Source organism: Gemmatimonadaceae bacterium (assembly GCA_030647905.1).
Classification (GTDB): domain Bacteria; phylum Gemmatimonadota; class Gemmatimonadetes; order Gemmatimonadales; family Gemmatimonadaceae; genus UBA4720.
The window spans coordinates 20,771-41,648 of record JAUSJA010000014.1; the positions used below are offsets into that span (position 1 = coordinate 20,771).

Consider the following 20,878-nt stretch of genomic DNA (forward strand, 5'->3'; position numbering starts at 1 on the left):
CTCCAAGCTCCCTCCTCGCCAGAGGGAACATCTTGAAGGGTGACATTTCTATCCGCGAATCAGGGGGACATTATCATCCGTGTTCAACACTGTGCCGGGATGAATGTGCCGGGATGAACTATCTCGTGGTTCTTGCGTAGTTACCTGGCGAACACCTCTGCAACTGGCGTGATGCGAATGCGGTCGGGAGCGATGTTCAGCTTCCGCGCACCGATCACCTTGTCTTCGTCGAGCAGCTCCTGCGGTTTCTCTCCATCGTACTTGATCGGCGAGAAGGCGTCCGCGAGAAGCTGTTTCTTCAGCCCCTCGGCGTCCTTCGTGATTATCACCACCGAGAGATCGGTGGACGAGAGGTGCTTCTTCAGCGCACGATTCACGTCCTCGCGGGTGAGCTTCTCGAGCTGCGATCTCATGTAGCTCGTGTACTCGGGCATGCCATACCACTTCGAGTCGAGCGCGTAACCTGCCTGCTGGTCCTGCGTCTGCGTCATTACGTACACGTTCTTCATCAGGTACTGTCGCGCCGCCTGGAAATCCTCCTCCGACAGGCCGTTGCTGATCATCCTGTCCAGCTCGGCAATTCCGATGCGAAGAGACATGTGCGCGTTCTCCGGCACCACCGGCCGGATCCAGATCTCGAAGATCTGTCCGTGGCGGGCGATGTTGGCGTCGGGGAAGAACTGGAACATTCCGCGGGGGAACGCCTCGATGTAGGCGTAATCGCCGTAGTTGATGCCGCGGATGCCGCGAATGCGGTCGTACAGCTTTCCGGTGGACATGCGGTGCTCGCCCAGCCACGCGCGCGCAACGTTCAGCGCCGCGAAGTCGGGGTGGGTGCGGGTGACCGCGATCGGAAGACCGAATGAGATAGCCGTTGCGCGCGTGTCCTTCTCGATGATCTCGACGTCCAGTCCCTTCGGCCGCGTGCCGGCCAGCGCGGCGTGCGTCGTCGGCGCGGGCGTGCCTGACGGGAGCGTCGCCAGCGCCGCGCGGAGCTGACTTACCTGCGCGTCGGAGATGTCGCCGTTCACGGCCATCGTCAGGTTGCCATCCGTGTACTGGTCGCGGATGAAGCTCTTCACGTCGTCGAGGGTGATGGACTCGATGCCCGACACGGTACCCACGACGGGATGAGCGTACGGAGTGCCGGCAAAGATGTTGGTCTGAAGACGCTCCTTGCCCAGCTCCTCCTCGTTGTTCGCGATGAGATCCTGAATGAGCGAATTCCGAAGTCCGTCCTTGTTCCGCCTGAAATCCTCCTCGCGGAATCCCGGATCGAGCAGCATCGGGAGGGCAACCGTGACGAAGCGGTTCCAGTTGTCCCTGTGGATCGCGCCGGTGAATGTCGTCATCTCCTTGTCCACCTGGCCGCCGAAGCTGCCCGCCACCGGGTAGAGTGCCTTGTTGATCTCGTCGAGCGTCATCGGCTTGGAGCCGGCGCCGGATATCATGCGCGCGGAGAGCGCGGCGAGACCTTCCTTCCCCGCGGGATCGCTGGCCGAGCCGACGTTGAACAGCATCTTCATGCGGAGCTGCGGGAGCGGCGTCTTCTGAACGATGACCTTCGCCATCGAGATCGACCGGGCCTGGATTCCGCCGGCAACCATCCACGGCGCGGTATCCCGGGGCTTGCCGGGCGGAGTCATCGTCTTCGTGGACGTCGCCATCGAGCCGGCAGGCGCAGCGGCGATCGCGAACGACGAGATCTTCGGAATGCTGCTGATGGCGGCCGGGAGAGTTGCGCTCGACACCGTGGCGACGACAATGTTGTTGTCCACGAAGTACGTGCGCGCAGCGCGGCGCAGGTCCTGCGGCGTCAGCGCGTCATACAGTGCGTAAGCGCGATTGATCGTGTTGTAGGACCGGCTGTAGCGGACGAACCGCGTGAGAGTAGATGCGATGCGGTCGGTGTTGTCCAGCGACCTCACGAACGAATACCGCGCGTTGGACTTCGCTTCGGCCAGCTGCGACGCCGATACGAGCGAGGCCTTCGCTTGCGCGATGGTCTTCAGTATCTCGTCGCGGACATAGACGACGTCCTCAGGCTTCTTCACGCGGGCGAAGATCGTGAACAGCTCGGGATCGGCGTTGCTGGAGTTGTTGGCGCTGAACCCGTCCACCTTCTGCTCGCGCTGGACGAGCTTCTTGTAGATGTCCGACGTCGGGCCGAACCACAGGTTCGCCACGAAATCGAGCGCCGCGTTGTCGTTGCTGACCTCCGAGAACGCCGGATTGTGGAAGGACACCGCGAGATACGGAAGTGTCGGGCTCGACCAGCTCACGTGCGCGTACTTCGGGCCCTTCCCCGCCGGCTCCTGCGGAATCGCCGCCTTGTAGCTGCCGCGCTCCCACTTGCCCCAGTACTTCTGGACGAGCGGCATCACCTGCCCGGGAGTGACGTCTCCGGCGACGATTATCGTCGTGTACTCCGGCCGGTACCAGCGCTTGAAAAACTCCTTCGAGTACTGGAACTGGTTCGGCATGTCCTCGATGTCCCTGATGAAGCCCATCGTGGTGTGCTTGTACGTGTGCGTCGTGAATGCGCTGTCGCGGATGGCCTCGAAGAGTTTCGATGTCGGGTTAGCCGAGTTCTTGTTGTACTCGCCGAGAACGGCCCGGGCCTCCGTCTTGAATTCAGCTTCGGGATACTGGAGGTTCTGGAAGCGGTCGGCCTGAAGGGCCAGCATCGCCTCGAGGTCTTCCCTGGCGAAGGTGATGTAGAAGTTGGTGAAGTCGTCGGTGGTGTACGCGTTCTCGCGCGCGCCGGCCTTCGTGAGGATGCGGCTCATCTCCTCCTGGGTCTGGTTCTTCGTGCCGCGGAACATGATGTGCTCGAAGAAGTGCGCGAAGCCCGATTTGCCCGGCTCGAACTCGTTGCGCGATCCCGTCTGCACCGGAATCTGGAGCGAGACGATGTTCGGGAATCCCGTGGGAACGATGACGACCTTGAGGCCGTTGGGGAGCGTCCGCTCCGTTGCCTTGAACGGCAGAATGTCGCGCGACGCGGCTGCGACCTGGGCAAGGGCCGACCGCATTGCGGGCATCGCAGCGGTGAATGCCAAAGCTGCCATTGCAGCCGTGGTGAAACGACGATGAGTCATGGGATTGTCCGTTGGCTGGTTGTGTCCGACGCCTTGAATACCCGGTCCGGGGCCGATGTTGCCACACCTAGATTTACCTCGACGGGGCCTCGTAGACCACCCTGCCCCCGACTACCGTCATGAGGACGCGGGCGTCGCGTATCGCCGGGCCTGGTATCCGCGCGATGTCCCCGTCGATGAGAACCAGGTCGGCGAGCTTGCCGCGCTCGAGTGACCCCTTGATCGCGTCCTCGAATGAAGCGAACGCTCCATTGATCGTATATGCGCGAAGCGCGTCCTCCACTCCGATCTTCTGCTGGGGGATCCACCCATCGGGGTTCCTGTCGTCGAGCGTGCGCCTGGTGACCGCGGCGTAGATCCCCTCGAGTGGAGTCGGTGGCGCGACGAACCAGTCGCTGCCGAACGCAAGGCGCGCTCCGGCGTCGCGCAGCGATCTGAAAGCGTACGTCGTCCGGCTGCGCTCGTGACCGATCACCTTCTCCGCCCACCGGCCATCGTCGATCGCGTGATACGGCTGCATGCTGGGAATCACCCCCAGCTCAGCGAAGCGCGGAATGTCGCGCGGAGCGAGATGCTGCGCGTGCTCGATGCGAAAGCGCCTGTCGCGCGGCCCGTTCTCCTTCATGACGCGCTCGAAGATGTCGAGCTGCGTACTGATCGCGCGATCTCCGATCGCGTGCACGATGAGCTGCAGACCGGCCTTGTCGCCTTCCGATGTCCATCGGTAAAGGTCCTTCTCGGTCTCCACGAGAAAGCCGGAATCCTTCGGCGTGTCGGTGAACCGCGCGAACATCGCGGCGGTGTGCGATCCAAGAGAGCCGTCTACGAATCCCTTCAACCCTCCAATCCGGACCCACGCGTCACCCTTTCCTCTTTTCGAGACCGTATCACGAAGACGCTCCCACTGCGCGATCGGCGTCACCGCGTAGATGCGGGTGATGAGAGACTTCGCCGCGTTCGCGCGCTCGAAAGTCGCGAGATCCTCGAAGGTCCCCATGTTCTGCACCGACGTCACCCCGCGCTCCGCGACGTACCGCATCGCCGCCGCCAAAGCACGGTCATTCAGGTCGGCGGAGCGGGGCGGCTCGGCGGCGCCGACGTACGACTCGGCGTTGTCCTTGAAGATGCCGGTCGGCTCGCCGGCTGCGTCGCGCACGATGGTTCCGCCATCGACGTCAGGAATTGCACGCGTGACCTTCGCGGCGGCGAGCGCGGCGCTGTTGGCGAGCGCCATGTGGCCGTCAAGGCGCGAGACCCACACGGGATTATTGGGTGTGACCGAGTCTATCCAGTCGCGCCGCGGGAGCTCCCCACCCCATTGCTGATGATCCCAGTCCCCGCCGGTGATCCACGTTCCGGGAGTGATCGTCGCGGCGTACGCCTTGATGCGGGCGACGAACTCGGCAGGCGTCTTTGCGTCACGGAGCTGCACCGACGCAAGCCGGAACCCGCCGTCAACGAAGTGCACGTGCGAATCGATGAATCCTGGAGTGACGAATCCGCCCTTGGCGTCTATCACTCGCGCCGAAGGAGCGGAGCGGGCCAGCTTGGCGATCTCCGCGCTGGATCCAACAGCGATGATGCGGTCACCGCTCACGGCCACACCCGAAGCCCATGGCTGGCGAGGATTCGCTGTCCACACGCGCGCGTTGACGATCGCGAGGGTCACATCGTTTCGTTGTGTCATGGTGGTGGCGCAGGCGTCGAGCGTGAGGATTGCGGCCGCGACGGCGAGTACGACACGGGCGCGCGCATGCGTCGTCATGCGCCGTCCGGCGTGGAGTCATGACGTGCGGTCACGGCGAGAAGCGCGGCGACGACGCCAAGATGCAATGGCAGCGCGAGCGCGATCACGTCCCCGTTGACCTGGTAGAACGACGGCAGAATCTGGAGCACGAAGCCGAGCACCGACAAGCCGGCGATGATCCGGGCCATGCGGAGCGTGGAATGCAGTTTCTTCGTGGCATCGGCTGAGCCAATACCTCTCCGGATCCATATCAGGCGGACGAGCAGCACCGCGAGCACGAGCGACAGCGAATTCAGCTGTAGCACATTCTCGTTTCTGTAGCTGTACAGGTGGTCGGTGAACGCCCACAAGCCGGCGAGCAGCGTTCCTCCAAGTCCGGCGACGAGGCTCCATGCCGCGGCGAGCGCAAGAAGTCCGGCGCTGCGCCCATCGCGCGCACCGAACCGCCATATCCCGAATCCGAGAATGAGAATGGCGCCCGCGATCGCGAGATATCCAGCCATGCCTCGCCGTACGCGTGTGTCCTCGGGAGGACGCGTCGCCTGCACCAGCACGCGCTCGCCGATAACCAGCGGTACGGAACCCGCCGCGCCAGCGATTCTTATGGACCTGAACTGAACCATCATCCTTACCGGCAGGAACATCTCATTCCACGCGCTGATCGGGCGATCCACCGGCTCGCCCAGTCCCATCATGGTCCCTGTGAAGATGGGCCAGTCATCCTGCGTCAGTCGCGACGTATGAAAACGATACGTGGTGTGTGTCGGGATTCTTTCGGAGGCCGTCCTGATCGCGCCGCCCAGCGCGGCGTCGAGCGCATCGCGGACGCGGGTCGAACAGTTGTCGCGAAAATAGTCGTAGTGGTAGTAGCGATTCTCGGGGCGGACATTCCACGCCACGAACTCTGCCAGGCGCTGTCGCTGGTCCGGCCTGAAATTCAGCTCCTGAACCCACACGGTGCGATTGGCTCGGCGATACGCTTCTATGGTCTCGCTCATGTCGAACGCTCCCATCGAGTAACGCATGCGTCCCTGGACGAAGCGCGGGACGAAATCCTTGTCTGCGAAGTCGAACAGGCCCCAGTGATATGCGATGTCGGTGCCGTTCGCAGCGTCATGGATCCAGATCGCGTTATGGCCGAACTTCTCCCACACCTGATCGCCGTGCCCCATGGTCAGGAGATAGATCGTCAGCTGCGAGCCGGGCGCCCTGGCCGCGGACGCAGCGGCAGACGCAGGGACCGGCTTGCCTTCAGACATAGAGGGGGGCTGCGCGCCAGCACGGAGAGAAAGAGCGGAGATCGCGATGGCCGCCAGAAAGGCGTGCTTCACAAGCGGATCTCGCGGCCCTCTTCAGCTGACTTGTAGATCGCCTGCATCACCGCCATCACTTTCAGCTGATCCTCGGGCGGCTCATACTCCGCTTCTCCTCGCAAGACCGCAACGAAGTGCGTGAGCTCGGCGCGGTATGACTGGAGGAAAACGCTTTCTCTCGCTGCAGCTCCCGTCGGGGAAACGTTGGTCGGCCGGCCATTGAGCTCCTTCACGACACGCAGCGGCGACAGGCGCGCACTGCCGCGAGTCAAGATCACCTCGAACCACCACCGCTCGTCCTGCCCAACGTACGCCCACGACACGTCAATGCTCAAGCTCATGCCGTTGGCGCACTCGAGATGCACGAGCATCATGTCCTCGACGGATCCGGGCCGCGTCTTGTCCATGTGCGCCGTGACCCGTGTTGGCTCGGGAAAATCGGCGAGCCACAGCGCGAGGTCGAGGAGCGGGTATCCGTACTCGAGGAACGCGCCGCCGCCGGCCTCCGCCTTGTTGTATCGCCAGCCCTGCACCGACCGGAACTGATACTGGCCGGCGCGCATCCCGATGACGCGGCCGAGCTCGCCGCCCTGGAGAAACCGGCTCAGCTGCTGCACATCGCTGCGGAAGCGATGGTTGTTGCCGACGACGACCTTGCGCTCCGCGGCCTTCGCCGCGGTGAGGATGCGAGTCACTCCCCCCGACGTGAGCGACAACGGGCGCTCGCAGATCACGTGTACCTTCTGCTTCAGAGCGCGAAGGACGTGCGGCTCGTGGAGATGATTCGGCGTCGAGATCACGACGGCATCGAGCTCATCCGAATCGAGCAGCTCATCAATGTCGGTGAAGATGTCGGGTACGCCGAGCCGCTGCGCGAGCGCGCCCGCCTTCGGGCCGTCGTTGTCGCAGATCGCCACGAGCCGCGCGCCGCGAATGCGCGACAGAACCGGCAGGTGAGCCAGCTGCGCTATCGCGCCCGCGCCGACGAGGCCAATCCTGATGTCCGAGCTCACCGAATCATCCGCTGATGCGCCCCACTGTCGTTCCCTGATAGTACGTGGTGAGGATCGTCCTGTAATCCTGTCCCGCGCGAGCACGTCCGATTGCGCCCCACTGACACATTCCGATGCCGTGTCCGTAGCCACCGCCGCGAAGGACGAGCCGCGATATCGCGCCTGCCCCGTCGGAGGTCGTTTCGGCCGTGAAATATGTGCTGTTGAGAAGACTGCCGCTCGGCGTGCGCAGAATGAACCGCACGTCGTTTCCGCGCACGACGTAGTTGCCGCGCTCAGCCTGAATGGAAACCGCGGCGATGCGGTCGGAAGCGGTCCTCCCCTGGATTCGAAGGCCCGTGATCCTTCCGAGCGAGAGACGGGCGGCACTGCTGTTCGCGGATACCGATGGCTCCGAACCAGCCGTCACCGAGCCCAGGTACTTCTCGAGAGTGCTCTGGAGCTGATCGCCTTCGAACGTCGCCGTCCAACGGAACCGCGGAGACGGATCACAATAGTACGAATCGGTTCCCGGAATGCGGTCGCTGACCGGACGCAGATAGGGCTGATTCGGCTGGCGCCACCATACTTCCTGCACCTCGGCAGTGCTTCCGCCACAAGTGGAGTGATACGGCGTATTGATTATTCGGCCGCCGTAGCGGAGCACCATGCCACGCGTGGACTCGACGGCGGCGTCGCTGATCGGCTTCTCGGCGTCTACTCCGCCATAGACCTGGTCCTGTACTGACGCAAACATGTCGAAACCGCGGCTACCCGACTCGGCCATGTGGATGTACGTGTAGCTTCGCGCCGCTACCGCCTGAGCTTCGACCGCCGCTTCCTCGCCGGGCTTGCGGTCGCCGATCTCGAGAGGAACGACGCCGCGGAGATACGACTCCACCCCGAGACGGTTCACGACGAGGAGTCCGCCGTTGCCGGGGGTGATCATCAGCTCGCCGCGATAGCGTTTGCCTTCGTAGGTCACGTAGGATCCCGGCGTAATGGCACGAACGAGGAACGGTCCCGAATGTCTCGACGTCACCGAGCCGTTGTCGCGCAGCGCCACCAGTTGTCCGCCGCGCATCCGCACCGTCATCGTTTTGCCGGGATTGCCACGCGTCACGAGATTGGTGCTGTTGCGACTGTAGATGCGCCACGAGCCGGTACCTCCAACGCTTGGCCTCTGCGCGGACGTGGACAGCGCGATTCTCACCGGCTGGTCGCCATCGTCCACGGATATGTCTTCCGCGCGCCGAGGCAGCACAGAAGCGCAGGCAGCGGCACCGGCCACGGCGATGAAGAGCAATTTACGCACGGGCGTACCTCATCGCGTCCTCGAGACGATCGAGTGTCTCATCCACTTCGGCGTCGCCGTGCGACGCCGACATGAACCCGGCCTCGAACGGGGATGGCGCGAGATAGATCCCCCGCTCCAGCGCCGCGTGAAAGAATCGCTTGAACATTTCCACGTCGCACTCCTTTGCATGCTGCAGACCGTGAACCGGGCCAGGGTGAAAGAAAAAGCCCCACATCGATCCGGCCGAATCCGCAGTGAACGGAACCGACAGTCGTGACGCGATCTCGGTGAGACCGGCCACGAGACGCTGCGTGCGCTTTTCGATACGCGCATGCAGCTCGGTCGTGAGCGCGGTGAGTGTCGCGAACCCGGCGGCCATCGCCAGCGGATTTCCCGAAAGCGTGCCGGCCTGATACACCGGTCCGGTCGGTGCGACGCGCTCCATGATATCCCGCCTTCCGCCGTATGCAGCCGCGGGAAGGCCGCCGCCGATCACCTTGCCAAGCGTCGTGAGATCGGCGGTCACACCGAATCGCTCGCGCGCCCCGGCTGGCGCAATTCTGAAACCCGTCATCACCTCATCGAAGACGAGCAGCGCCCCCGAGTCGTCAGCGATCTGCCGCAATCCTTCGAGGAAGCCTGGGAGCGGCGGAATGAACCCGGAGTTGCCAACGACCGGCTCGACGATAATCGCGGCCACTCCCTCATGGCAGCCGCGCACGAGCGCGCGTGTTGCGTCGAGATCGTTGAACGGAGCGGTCAGGGTAAGCGCGGCGAGCGCGGCCGGCACGCCCGGCGAATCTGGCAGTCCGAGCGTGGCCACCCCCGATCCCGCGCGCACCAGGAACGAGTCGGCGTGGCCGTGGTAGCACCCTTCGAACTTGAGGATTGCTTCGCGGCCAGTGAACGCGCGTGCCAGTCGGATGGCGCTCATCGTCGCCTCCGTTCCGCTCGAAACGAAGCGCAGCATCTCCATCTGAGGCATGCGCGCGCGAATCAGTTCACCGAGCGAAACCTCGAGCTCGGTCGGCATCCCGAACGTTGTCCCATCGCGCATCGCGGCGTCCAGAGCATCGAGAACCATCGGATGAGCGTGGCCGAGCACCAGAGGTCCCCACGACAGGACATAGTCTATGTACTCATTTCCGTCCGCATCGCGGATCCTCGCTCCCTCTCCCTTCGCGGCGACGACTGGATCTCCGCCAACTCCATGGAATGCGCGCACCGGCGAATTCACGCCGCCGGGAAACATTTCGCGTGATCGTTTCAGGATTTCAGCGGAACGGGGTGCCGGTCGCATTCCAGTCATGCCGGTTCAGCGGCTCGACTGAATCGAGTTTGCCGCCGGTCCGGCGACTTCTCTACCGGCCATAGCTCCCGACAGTGGCAACCATCGGAAGGGATCGCGCGGAGCGAACGACCGCACGCGGCGCGACGGCGGCGATACAGCGCACGACCGTGGCCCGGAAGTCGTAGTCGTCCACCACTTCCTCGACCGCGACGTCGGCGAACTGTCCGATCGCAACGCTTTCGTCGAGGTACGTGACTCCGTCCACGTCGTCGGCCTGCCACGGCAGCCGGCCGATCGCCTTGCCCGATTCATCGGTGCGATCCACCAGAACGCGCGCGACACTCCCGACGCGCGACTCATAGCGCTCGGCGGTGATCGACCGCTGGAGCTCGGTCAGCTGCTCGAGCCGCTCGCGCTTGACTGGATCGGGGACGTCGTCGTGCATGTCGGCTGCCCGGGTGCCTTCCTGCGGGGAATATGTAAACGCACCGACCCGGTCGAACTGAATCTCCCCGAGGAACTCGAGCAGCTCGTCGAAGTCCTCCTCCGTCTCCCCGGGAAAGCCGACGATGCAGGTGGTGCGGATGGCGACACCAGGGACTGCCTCGCGAAAGCGCGCGACGCGGTCGCGGATGGTGCGCTTGCGCTCGGGCCTCCGCATCCGCGCGAGCACCGCATCCGACGCGTGCTGCATCGGCATGTCGAGGTAGGGCAGGATGCGGTCCTCCTTCGCCAGAACATCGAGAAGCCGCGGCGTGATCCCGGTCGAGTAGAGATAGAGCATCCGGATCCACGGAATGGACGTCTCGGCGACGAGAGATTCGAGGAGCTCGGGAAGGCGGATGCCGTCCCTGATATCGCGCCCGTAGTGCGCCAGGTCCTGAGCGACGAGATTGATCTCGCGCGCACCCTGCAGCTCGAGAAGCTGCGCTTCGCGAACCACTTCGCCGAGCGCGAAGGAGCGATGCTTCCCTCGCATGAGGGGAATGGCGCAGAAGGCGCAGCCGTGATCGCAGCCTTCGCTGATCTTGAGATACCGGACGTGCGGGAGATCGCCGGTGTATATGCGTACTCCTGGATGCAGGGCGACGGGGTCCCCGCCGACGATGCCGCGTTGCGCCAGCTCCTGGGCGAGCCGGCCCATCTCCGACGCGCCGAGGAAGAGATCCACCTCGGGAAGCGCTTCGGCGAGCTCCGCCTTGTGCCGCTCGATCATGCAGCCGACGCCGACTACCGCCTGGCAGGCGCCATCCGATTTGTAGCGCGCGGCCTCGATCATCGCGTCGATCGATTCCTTTTTTGCGGCGTCTATGAATCCGCAGGTGTTGACGATGATGACATCGGCGTCAGCGAGCTGCGGCGTGTACTCACCGCCGTAGTCCGAAAGCTCGGCGAGGTAGCGCTCGGTATCGACGGTGTTCTTGTCGCAGCCGAGAGTGATGAAGCCGACTTTCACGTGCTACCGGTAGTTTCCGAACTTGAGCTCGACGCCGAAGTCCTTGCCGCGAAGAAGCGTCATCGCTTCCTGGAGGTCGTCTTTCGACGGAGATGACACGCGCACCTGATCACCCTGTATGGCGGCCTGGACTTTCTTCAGCTTCGCGTCCTTGATGGCGGCCGAGACCTTCTTCGCCGTGTCGCCGTCGAGCGACATCTTGAGCTTGATCTGGCGAGTGACCTTGTCGCCTCCCGCCGGCTTCACGTCGCCGATGTCGAGGTTCTTCACGGGGACACCGCGCTTGATCAGCTTGGCCTGGAGAACGTCGAACAGCGCGTCCATGCGGTACTCGCTCTCCGCCGTCAGGTCGAGAGTTCCCTCGGCGCGCTTGAACTCGATCGTGGCGACCGAGCCCTTGAAGTCGTACCGCTGAGCGATCTCCTTCTGCGCCTGGTTGACGGCGTTATCAACTTCCTGGAGGTCCACGCCGGTGGTGACGTCGAATGAGGATTGGCTTGCCATGAAGGCAATTTAACGGAGGAGGGGCGGAAAGGCGGAACTACATCACTACGGAACTTAGAACTACCCGAGGAAGGACTCCAGAGCTCTCCGACGCGAGTTGTGCCGCAGCTTCAGCAGTGCCTTCTCCTTGATCTGCCGGACCCGCTCGCGGGTGATGCCAAGAAGTGTCCCGATGTCCTCCAGCGTCATCGGATCCTCGCCGTCGAGCCCGAAGTAAAGCCGCAATATCTTCGACTCGCGCTCCTTCAATCCGGAGAGCGACTCCTCGATCGCCTCCGTCAGAGCTTTCTCGAACGTCTGCTCGTCGGGAGTGCGGTTGGTCGTATCGGGGAGGTAGTCGAGGAGGCGGTTGTCTTCGCCAGGGGTCATCGGCGCGTCGAGAGACAGATGCACCTGCGAGATGAGCATCGTCTTCGCGACTTCTTCCTCGGTGATGTCGAGGCCTTCGGCGATCTCGCTGTGCGTCGGCTGCCGGCCCAGCTCCTGGAGCAGACTGCTGGCCCGCTTGCCGATCCGATGCAGGGCGCCGGCTCGGTTGAGCGGCACGCGCACGATCCTCGACTGCTCGGCCAGGGCCTGGAGGATGCTCTGCCGGATCCACCACACCGCGTACGAGATGAACTTGATTCCCTTCGTCTCGTCGAACTTGTGGGCGGCGCGGATGAGCCCGAGGTTGCCCTCGTTGATCAGGTCGGCCAGCGACACGCCCTGATTCTGGTACTTCTTCGCCACAGAGACGACGAAGCGCAGGTTCGACCGGACGAGCTTGTCCAGTGCTTCCTGATCGTTGGTGCGAATGCGCTGCGCGAGAGTGACCTCCTCCTCGCGCGTTATCAGCGGATAGACGCTGATGTCACGAAGGTATTGATCCAGCGAGCCTTCGTCGTACTGCGATTTTCGAGTTACCGAGACCGCCATACCGGATACTGCTCCTTACCACGACCACGGTAATATGCCTGGCTTCGCCGGTACGCGCGAGCCAACTGTCTTCACTGAATCATCTCGCCGAAACGCTTCCATCTCACGCGAGTGAGCCAGTCGAGCTTCACTGCGCCGTCAGGATCGTAGCTATAATAGACAACGAGAGGTTGGCCGCGCACAAGTGAGTCGGCCACGAATCCCCAGTACCGGCTGTCGAGCGAGTTGTCCCTGTTGTCGCCGAGAACGAAGTAGTTCCCCCTTGGGACGACCAGCGGGCCCCAGTTGTTTCGGGAAGGATGATATCCGGGGCGCGCCTCGAGAGTCGCGACCGTCATCGGAGATCGCGGCGCGTCTTTCAACGGATGCGCCGCGCCGAGAAGATACGCCAGCTGCCAGTTGAACTCCTCGTCGGAGACGTCGGACCCCGGTGCCGTGTGCAGTGCGTATGACTCACGCTGGGCCGAACCGTTCCGGACCAGGTCTCCGCCCTTCATCTCCAGCGTGTCACCGGGCATGCCGACAATGCGCTTCACGAAATTCTTGGTGCGATCCACCGGCCACTGAAAGACGATGACGTCACCGCGCTGCGGAGTGCGGATCGCGGGAAGCTTCACTTTGGTGAACGGCACCTCGGCGCCGTACACGAGCTTGTTCACGAGAAGGAAATCGCCGACGAGGAGCGTTCCTTCCATACTGCCCGTAGGAATCTTGAATGCCTCGACGAAGAAGGAGCGAATCACGAAGAAAAGGGCGAGCGCGATGGTGACCGAGCGCAGCCATTCCAACAGGAATGCCATCCTCCCGCTCTGCCGCCGGTTCGCCCTTACGAGAGCGGTCGCCCGCCGTCTCTCAGTGAACTTCATCCGCCCGATTCTCTCCTCTGCCTAGTCCGGTGTCCGAGGATAGTTGTCGATCTGCGCTCTCTGTAAAGTGCCGGAGAAATCGGCGTAGCCGACTTTGGTCTCCGAGAAAAATTCGTACACCTGCCATCCGCCTTCGCGGTGCCCATTCCCGGTCTGCTTTACACCACCGAACGGGAGGTGTGCCTCAGCGCCGATCGTCGGCGCGTTGACGTACGTGATGCCGTTGTCCAGCTCGTTCAGCGCGCGGAATGCCACGTTCACATTGGATGTATAAATGGAAGACGACAGACCGTACTTCACGTCATTGTTCACGGCGAACGCTTCGTCAGTGGTCGAGACGCGAATCACCGACAGTACCGGACCGAAAATCTCCTCCTGCTCCAGCCGCTGTCCCGCTTCAACGCGCGCGAAGATCGTCGGCTCGAAGAAATTCCCATCGTCGAGGCTTTTCCCGCTGGCGCGACGGCCGCCGCAAAGCAGGTCGTTCCCCTCCGACAGACCGATATCTATATACCGCTCGACCTTCGCCAGCGCCGCTTCGTTGATCATCGGGCCCACGTCGGTACCATCCTCCCGTCCGTCGCCAAGACGGAGCGCTCGCGCCTTGTCCACGAGCATGCCAAGGAACCGGTCGTGAATTCCCTTCTGAAGAATGAGTCTGCTCGTCGCGGTGCAGCGTTGCCCCGTCGTTCCGAACGCGCCCCAGAGCGCACCCTCGAGGGCGACGTCCAGGTCCGCGTCGTCCATCACGATCTGCGCGTTCTTGCCGCCCATCTCCAGCGACAGCCGCTTGTGCATCCGGCCGCAGATCTCGCCCACGATTCGTCCCGTCTCCGTCGAGCCGGTGAACGACACGACTGGAATATCGGGATGCCCGACGATCGCCGGCCCGCAATCCTCCCCGCGGCCGTGCACGAGCTGAACGACTTCGGGAGGCAGCCCTGCCTCGAGGAGAATCTCGACCAGCAGCGTTCCGGTGTGCGGCACATCTTGCGCCGGCTTGAAGATCACCGAGTTCCCGCAGACGAGCGCCGGGAACATCTTCCATGTCGGGATCGCCAGCGGAAAGTTGAACGGGCAGATGAGTCCGGCGATTCCGATCGGGCGCCTGTAGCTCATTGCCCATTTGTTGCGCAACTCACTCGGCACCGTGTGGCCGAACAGACGCCTTCCTTCGCCCGCCGCGTAATAGGCGGTGTCGATTCCCTCCTGGACGTCTCCGCGAGTCTCCGTCAGTGGCTTCCCCATCTCGCGCGTCATCGCGTTCGCGATCTCTTCCTTGCGCCGCGTGAGCAGATCGCCGACGACTCGGAGTACGTCGCCGCGCGCCGGTGCGGGGGTCACGCGCCACTGGGCGAAACCCCGCTTCGCGCTCTCTGCCGCGCGATACACGTCGGTTATTCCCGACAGCGGGAACTTCCCGATCAGGTCGGTGCGGTCGGCGGGGTTCCTGTTCTCGAAGTATTCACCGGAATCGGGGGGCACCCAGGAGCCGGCGATGAAGTTCTTGAATTGTTTCATTGGTCGGATATGCGTCTATGCGTGTTCACGCGTGAGTGCGTAACGCTCGATCTTCTTGTAAAGGTTGGACCGCGGCATCTCCACCGCGCGCGCCGTCTCGGAAACGTTCCAGTCGAATTCGCGGAGCTTGCTCAGAAGATAAGCACGCTCGGCGGCTTCCTTGAACTCCTCGAATGTTCTGAGCGCCGTAAGACTTCCGAGGCCCATGTCGTCGGCCACTCGCGCTCCCGCCAGGCGGTCCACGTCCTTCGCCGTCAGTTCCGGACCCGTCGCAAGGATGAGCATTCTTTCCACCGTGTTGCGAAGCTCGCGCACATTTCCCGGCCAGTCGAGCGACATCAGGCGCTCGAGCGCGGACTCGCCGACCCGGCGCGGCGTGATTCCCTCGCGCTCGGAAAGAACAGAAACGAAATACTCCACGAGGTCGGGAATGTCCTCGCGATGCTCGCGCAGCGGCGGGACATGAATCGGGACGACGTTGAGACGGTAGTACAAATCCTCGCGGAAACGTCCGGCCGCGATCTCCTGCTCGAGATTCTTGTTCGTCGCGGCAACGACCCGCACGTCCACGGAGATGGGCTTGGAGCCGCCGATCCGTGTGATCACGTTGTCCTGCAGCACGCGCAGCACTTTCGCCTGCGCCGCCGTGCTCATGTCGCCGATCTCGTCGAGAAAAAGCGTCCCGCGATTGGCCTGCTCGAACTTCCCCGGGCGATCCGCGATCGCTCCCGTGAAGGAACCTTTCATGTGGCCAAACAGCTCGCTCTCGATCAGCTCGCCGGGAATCGCCGCGCAGTTGACCTCGACGAACGGCTTGTCCGCCCGCGTCGAGTGGCGATGAATCGCCCGCGCAACCAGCTCCTTGCCCGTTCCGTTCTCGCCGGTGATCAGCACCCGCGCCGGCGTCGCCCCGACCTTCCCGATCTTCCCCACCAATGCGCGCATCACCGCTGAATCGCCGATTATCTCGTATGGCGAGCCGGTGACGTTGCGAAGTCTCGAGTTCTCCTCGCGCAGATTGAGGTGATCGAACACGTTGCGCAGCATCACGAGGATACGGTCCGTATCGAGCGGCTTTTCGAGGATCTCATAGGCGCCGAGCTGCGTCGCCTCGACTGCCGTGCGGATGGTCGCATGCCCGCTGATCATCACCACGGTAGCAATGGGATCGATCTCCCGGATCTTCTTCAGCGCCTCCATGCCGTCCATCCCCGCCATCTTCACGTCCATGAAGACGAGGTTCGGCTTCCACTTCTGGTATTCCGCGATTCCCTCCGCAGCACTGGAAACGGCGCGCACTTCATAGCCCTCGTACTCGAGAAGCTGGCCGAGCGCTGCGCGGATTCCCCGCTCGTCGTCAACGACGAGAATGCGGCGGTTCATTGCGTGTTCTTGTAGACTGTTATGCGCCCGTTCGCGATGCGCACGTCCCCGATGTATGCGGGCAGCTTCATCGGCAGCGCATCGGCCGCGAGGCCTTCAGGCATCGGTCCCTTCCTGATTCTTCTGACGAGGCGCGGAATGATCGCCGACGGCACCGGGAACGCCCCGACCCTGACAGTCTTCACCTGGAATTCGCCGACTCCCGGACGCAGAACGTTAATGGTTCCCCCAAGCTGCACAGTATCGCGCTCGCCGAGCAATGCGCCCAGCGGACCGAGCACCCTTGTGCCACCGAAATCGCGGAGCGCGACGTTGGCGCGAACGTAAAGGCGATCGCCCTTGACGGACGACGAAATGTCCTGCGACGACGCCGGCAGCTGCTTCGCCACCGCGAGGAAGATGTAGGACGCAGCTTCCCCCGCCGTGAGATTGACGAAAACGGGGCCGCTCCGACGGGACAGAGACTCGACGCCGCGCTGGCCGCGCGTCGCCTTGTCAGCGGTGAGTGGCTCCCACCCGCCGGGAAGTCGAATCATCGAAGCAGTGTCCGCCGCTGGCGGACCGCCGGCATACCGCCGGTAGATCGCCTCGAGGCGATCACGGTTGAACCAAGCGAGGACGCCCAGCACGACAAGAATTACGAGACAGCCAAGCCTGCGAAAACAGCCGAACATGTTGGGTCCACCCGTCGGGATTTGCGAGTGAGGGAATATCCCTGATCGGTGACGCGAAACAAAGGCCGCCGATCAATCCTCCTGGGCAAACCCCGAGCCGGATGTCAGCCTCCGGGCGGCCCCAACCTGCCCTGGCCTTCTCCGTCGCGCGGGCGCTGGAACGGTTCCTTCACTTCCTTCGGAACTTTCGCCCACTGCTCCGGCGTGAGAATGGCTTCCGCCTCCTTGATCGCCTTCTGCGCGATCGTACGCCCTTCCTGGATGCGCCCGCGCATCCGCATGCCGAGCTGCATCGGATCGGCGTTGCGCGCATCCGATCCCCCGAGTGTCTGCGCCAATGCGCCCACGAGAGTGTCAGCCTTCACCTGAAGCGAATCGCCCATCACCTGAAGCTTCGTCGTCTGCTCGGCCGTGAGATCGAGCTTGAGCGAATCGTTCAGATCGAGTATCTGCTGGAACGGATTCGGAACCGCGCGCGCCAGGCGCTCGCGGAAGTCGGCAACGCTCGGCCGTCCGCCGCCACGGCGTCCGAACACCGCATTCATCTGCTGTCGCGCGGGATCCATGCCGAGCGTGAGGCGCGCTTGCACCGCCAGCTGGAATGGAACCCGGAAAGCGTTCCGCGTCCCGTTCGCCGCGCCGAAATGCTCGTTCACCTGATAGATGAATTGCCTTGACGCGGGATCGAAGCCCCGGACGTAGAGAAGCGTGCGATCGGGGAAAACGGGCTGCCCCCAGCCGCGGAGATTGTCTTTGCCGTGCAGGAGCTGGTCCATTCCGGTAAGCGTGTTGAGGCCGACGACCGAGATGGTCAGCTTTCTCTGCAGTCCGAAGCCGCTCGGCCGAAAATTGGCCTGCAGGTCGAATGATGAAGACCAGGGAACGGAGCAGCTGTTGCGCGATGCGACCGACCCCATCTGGCCCGCGAGACACTCTCTCGCGCGCGCCGGAGCAGCGGCGAGAAGGCGCGACATTCCGTTGGCCAGAGCGGTATCCGGGGATAACGCCGGATCGAAGATGAAAGGCCGGTCGTTCCTGATGCCGTCGCCGTTGACATCGGCGCCGACGATGGGAGTGAAGAATCCACCCGATGTCACACGCGCGATGGCGGTAAGCTCCACCGCCGGCTTGATCGGCCATGTGAACGTTCCGATCATCGAGTGACGCCGCTCCTGATCGCTCGTTGCACGCTCGGCCAGATTCGGATTGCCCGCGGTAGAGGCACCAGAGCCCCCACCGAACCCGCCGCCTCTGCCGCCTCCGCCAAACGTCGAAACGCCCTGCGCCTCGTCCCTCGAGCGCGTATACGTATACGAGGCGTTGAAGATCATCGCCTTCATTGTGATTCCGTTGAAGCTAGCCGTGAGCTGACGCGTGCCCGACTCGAGATCCGAGTTGATCTGGCTGACGACTCCGAATTGGGGCTGCAACCTGGATCCCGTAAGTGCGACGGCTCCGGTCGAGGGAACGATGGACGTCACCGGCGCGTAGACCGGCCGGTTGCCTTCGTTCGCGAGAGCGAATTTGGGCGTCGTGTCGAGATTGATGTCACGCGCGCTCGTCTGCGATACTCCACGCGCGAACGACGCATCCACCGAGAAGTTGTATCGCTCGGCGAATCGCCGGTTGAATCCAAGCGAGCCGCGCCACGCGCGGGGCGCGCCGAAGTCGTCGCTGAATACCGTCACATTGCGGCGCTGGTTCCCGAACTGCTGACTCGAGCCGTTGCAGCTCGATGGAACGGCGAAGGGATCGTCCAGGAACAGCCGCCATTCCGAAGCGGGAACGGTCGAGCCCACGCACACTATCTGCGACTGCCCGTTGCTCAGTCCATTCGCGTCGGCGGCGGACGCGAAAAGCTGCGAGGGGGCCCTGCCCCGGAACTCGCCGAAACCGCCGCGAATGCTGCCGAGCGCGGGACCGTTCTGAGACGCGCCATAGTTATAGGTGAAACCGACGCGCGGGCTCAGGTGTGTTTCCGTCGGGAACCGGTCCGTGCGCGCGCCGAACAGCGAGTCAATGGCCGGATTCAGCTCCGGGGCGTCAGGATACGCCGAGGTCTCCAGACGGGCGCCGTAGGTGAACTGAAGGCGCGGCGATTTGCGCCATGAGTCGCCGAGGTAAACGGCGCCGTTGATGCTGCGGGCATTCCTGTCGCGACTGGAAAGCGTGCGGGTGAACATCGCCGGGCGGCCCGCCTCGAAGTCGGCCAGCGAGTTGAATGTGAACGTCCCCAGCGCATTGGTGAACGAGCCGTTCTCGCTTCTCTCCTCGTTGAGGAGTCCGCCGAGCTTGATGCGGTGCGCGGCGTTCTTCGACACCCGCGAGATCTCGTCGCTCAACTCGGTGAGTCGGCTGCGCGACTCCTGCGGGAGCGAGGGATTGACGCCGAACTGCAGAGTCGAGACGCCGAGCGACCCGTCGGGAAGATTCGACGCGACCGTCACGCGGCCTGAGGGAACGCGCAGATACGGATCGGTGTTTCTCGAATCCACTGACGAATAGGCGCGCAGCTCGTTGATCAGCGAAGCCCAGTGAGACGTGAGCGTAATCATGCCACCGCCGCCCGAGCCTCTGGCGTTGCCGCCGCTGTGAGGCACCGCAAACGGCGAGATGCGGCTCGCGTCCTGGACGGATCCACGCCAGTCGCCGCGAAGCATGAGACTGTGCGCTTCCCCGAGGCTGTAGTCCACGCGAACGAGCGCCGAGGCATTGTTGTTGAGCCGCTCCTCGGGGATGATCGGCGACGTCGGCTGCAAGCCGAACCTGTCCAGCAGCCCGATGAACCGCGCGACCGAGTCGCCGTTGGTACCGATGCGCTCGAGCGCGAGCGGATCAGCGGCGAGAAGCGACTGGAGCGGGTCGGTGCGCCGCGTGTACGAAACGGCGCCGAATGTGAACAGCTTGTTCTTGATGACCGGCCCGCCGAACCCGCCGCTAATCTGGTTCTGTGTGTACTTCTGCGAGAACGTGTTCTCCGGATCGTCCACAAATTCAAGCGACGGATCGCGAAGCGAGTAGTTCACGGCTCCCTGGAATACATTCGTGCCGCCGCGCGTCGTGCTGGCGACCTGTCCGCCGGTGAACTGCCCGCGCGCGACGTCGTAGGTGCTGGTGATGACGCGCGTGTTGCGGACGGCTTCCTGGGGCACGCTTCCCGAACCGAACGTGAGTCCGTCGAGCGTGAGACTGTTCTGATTCGCCGGCTGACCGCCGACGGAGAAGGAGGCGGAGGTCGAATCCGTGGCGGCGACGCCGATGACGCCCGGTGCCAGCGTCGCGAGGGCGTTCAGGTCACCGGCCTCTATTGGCAATCGGTTGACGAGACCAGGCGGAAGTCCCCTTTCGGTCGAGCCGGCCTCGGGCCGTTGTCCCTGCCCCTGGCGGTTGGGAGCGGCCCGGACCTGCACGCTCTGAAGCACGGTGGCGGTGCGGCCCATCACGACATCGCGCACAAGACGGTCCTCGTCCGATTGCCGGGCGAGGTTGAAATTCTGCGGCGCGTATCCGATGTAGGTGACCTGCACTCTGTACGTGCCGCCGCCATCAGGAAAGAGAATGGTGTACCGTCCGTCCGCATCGGTCGCCCTGGAGCGCGTGATCTGCGTTTCGGTGGACGTCACTGATACCCTGGCCCCCGCGACCGGAGTGCCCTCGGGAGAAGTCACGCGGCCCATGATGATATCGGTGGTGGATCCCACCTGGGCACGAAGGGATACGGGGACGAGCAGCATGGCGCAGAGCAGCGCGAGCCGGGACAGAAGCTTCATCGTTCTCGATTGATGACAGGGAAGCGCCTCGAGGGCGGATAACCA

General features: G+C 63.5%; 14 protein-coding genes. All 14 read right to left on the minus strand.

Annotated features, from left to right (window positions below; translation table 11 throughout):
- Positions 1 to 140: 140 nt before the first annotated feature.
- Positions 141 to 3,101: a pitrilysin family protein gene (locus Q7S20_02685; GenBank protein ID MDO8500727.1), complete on the minus strand. Its 2,961-nt coding sequence runs from the start codon at positions 3,099 to 3,101 to the stop codon at positions 141 to 143.
- 73 nt (positions 3,102 to 3,174) lie between these two features.
- A complete protein-coding gene (locus Q7S20_02690; GenBank protein MDO8500728.1) occupies positions 3,175 to 4,866 on the minus strand; it encodes an amidohydrolase in 1,692 nt (563 codons plus the stop codon).
- Positions 4,863 to 6,107: a DUF4105 domain-containing protein gene (locus Q7S20_02695; GenBank protein ID MDO8500729.1), complete on the minus strand. Its 1,245-nt coding sequence runs from the start codon at positions 6,105 to 6,107 to the stop codon at positions 4,863 to 4,865. The genes Q7S20_02690 and Q7S20_02695 overlap by 4 nt, the downstream gene beginning before the upstream one ends.
- A 68-nt stretch (positions 6,108 to 6,175) precedes the next feature.
- The gene (locus tag Q7S20_02700; protein ID MDO8500730.1) at positions 6,176 to 7,174 is read right to left on the minus strand and encodes a Gfo/Idh/MocA family oxidoreductase; all 999 of its coding nucleotides are present in this window, start codon (positions 7,172 to 7,174) and stop codon (positions 6,176 to 6,178) included.
- A 4-nt stretch (positions 7,175 to 7,178) separates the two neighbouring features.
- The gene (locus Q7S20_02705; protein ID MDO8500731.1) at positions 7,179 to 8,468 is read right to left on the minus strand and encodes a SpoIID/LytB domain-containing protein; all 1,290 of its coding nucleotides are present in this window, start codon (positions 8,466 to 8,468) and stop codon (positions 7,179 to 7,181) included.
- Positions 8,461 to 9,759, minus strand: coding sequence for a glutamate-1-semialdehyde 2,1-aminomutase (gene hemL, locus Q7S20_02710; GenBank protein MDO8500732.1), 1,299 nt, complete (start codon positions 9,757 to 9,759; stop codon positions 8,461 to 8,463). Before hemL ends, Q7S20_02705 begins: the two co-directional genes overlap by 8 nt.
- 52 nt (positions 9,760 to 9,811) lie before the next feature.
- The gene (gene rimO / locus Q7S20_02715) at positions 9,812 to 11,197 is read right to left on the minus strand and encodes a 30S ribosomal protein S12 methylthiotransferase RimO (GenBank protein ID MDO8500733.1); all 1,386 of its coding nucleotides are present in this window, start codon (positions 11,195 to 11,197) and stop codon (positions 9,812 to 9,814) included.
- A gap of 3 nt (positions 11,198 to 11,200) precedes the next feature.
- On the minus strand, positions 11,201 to 11,701 hold the full coding sequence (locus tag Q7S20_02720) for a YajQ family cyclic di-GMP-binding protein (GenBank protein ID MDO8500734.1): 501 nt from the start codon (positions 11,699 to 11,701) through the stop codon (positions 11,201 to 11,203).
- Between the two features lie 60 nt (positions 11,702 to 11,761).
- Complete coding sequence (locus tag Q7S20_02725; GenBank protein MDO8500735.1) at positions 11,762 to 12,619, minus strand: RNA polymerase sigma factor RpoD/SigA; 858 nt, start codon at positions 12,617 to 12,619, stop codon at positions 11,762 to 11,764.
- A 71-nt stretch (positions 12,620 to 12,690) separates the two neighbouring features.
- Positions 12,691 to 13,485, minus strand: a complete 795-nt coding sequence (gene lepB / locus Q7S20_02730) for a signal peptidase I (protein MDO8500736.1) — start codon at positions 13,483 to 13,485, stop codon at positions 12,691 to 12,693.
- Between the two features lie 21 nt (positions 13,486 to 13,506).
- The gene (locus Q7S20_02735) at positions 13,507 to 15,006 is read right to left on the minus strand and encodes an aldehyde dehydrogenase family protein (GenBank protein ID MDO8500737.1); all 1,500 of its coding nucleotides are present in this window, start codon (positions 15,004 to 15,006) and stop codon (positions 13,507 to 13,509) included.
- Positions 15,007 to 15,021: 15 nt separating this feature from the next.
- Positions 15,022 to 16,389 (minus strand): sigma-54 dependent transcriptional regulator, encoded by a 1,368-nt coding sequence (locus Q7S20_02740; protein MDO8500738.1) that lies wholly within the window; start codon positions 16,387 to 16,389, stop codon positions 15,022 to 15,024.
- On the minus strand, positions 16,386 to 17,063 hold the full coding sequence (locus Q7S20_02745) for a hypothetical protein (GenBank protein MDO8500739.1): 678 nt from the start codon (positions 17,061 to 17,063) through the stop codon (positions 16,386 to 16,388). The genes Q7S20_02740 and Q7S20_02745 overlap by 4 nt, the downstream gene beginning before the upstream one ends.
- Positions 17,064 to 17,167: 104 nt before the next feature.
- Positions 17,168 to 20,833, minus strand: a complete 3,666-nt coding sequence (locus tag Q7S20_02750; protein ID MDO8500740.1) for a carboxypeptidase regulatory-like domain-containing protein — start codon at positions 20,831 to 20,833, stop codon at positions 17,168 to 17,170.
- Positions 20,834 to 20,878 lie beyond the last annotated feature (45 nt).

Excerpts from the sequence above, each read along its gene's own strand:
- Q7S20_02685 (MDO8500727.1), bottom strand. The coding sequence starts at position 3,101 with ATGACTCATCGTCGTTTCACCACGGCTGCAATGGCAGCTTTGGCATTC.
- Q7S20_02690 (MDO8500728.1), bottom strand. The coding sequence starts at position 4,866 with ATGACGACGCATGCGCGCGCCCGTGTCGTACTCGCCGTCGCGGCCGCA.
- Q7S20_02695 (MDO8500729.1), bottom strand. The coding sequence starts at position 6,107 with ATGTCTGAAGGCAAGCCGGTCCCTGCGTCTGCCGCTGCGTCCGCGGCC.
- hemL (MDO8500732.1), bottom strand. The coding sequence starts at position 9,759 with ATGACTGGAATGCGACCGGCACCCCGTTCCGCTGAAATCCTGAAACGA.
- Q7S20_02720 (MDO8500734.1), bottom strand. The coding sequence starts at position 11,701 with ATGGCAAGCCAATCCTCATTCGACGTCACCACCGGCGTGGACCTCCAG.
- Q7S20_02725 (MDO8500735.1), bottom strand. The coding sequence starts at position 12,619 with ATGGCGGTCTCGGTAACTCGAAAATCGCAGTACGACGAAGGCTCGCTG.
- lepB (MDO8500736.1), bottom strand. The coding sequence starts at position 13,485 with ATGAAGTTCACTGAGAGACGGCGGGCGACCGCTCTCGTAAGGGCGAAC.
- Q7S20_02735 (MDO8500737.1), bottom strand. The coding sequence starts at position 15,006 with ATGAAACAATTCAAGAACTTCATCGCCGGCTCCTGGGTGCCCCCCGAT.
- Q7S20_02740 (MDO8500738.1), bottom strand. The coding sequence starts at position 16,389 with ATGAACCGCCGCATTCTCGTCGTTGACGACGAGCGGGGAATCCGCGCA.
- Q7S20_02745 (MDO8500739.1), bottom strand. The coding sequence starts at position 17,063 with ATGTTCGGCTGTTTTCGCAGGCTTGGCTGTCTCGTAATTCTTGTCGTG.
- Q7S20_02750 (MDO8500740.1), bottom strand. The coding sequence starts at position 20,833 with ATGAAGCTTCTGTCCCGGCTCGCGCTGCTCTGCGCCATGCTGCTCGTC.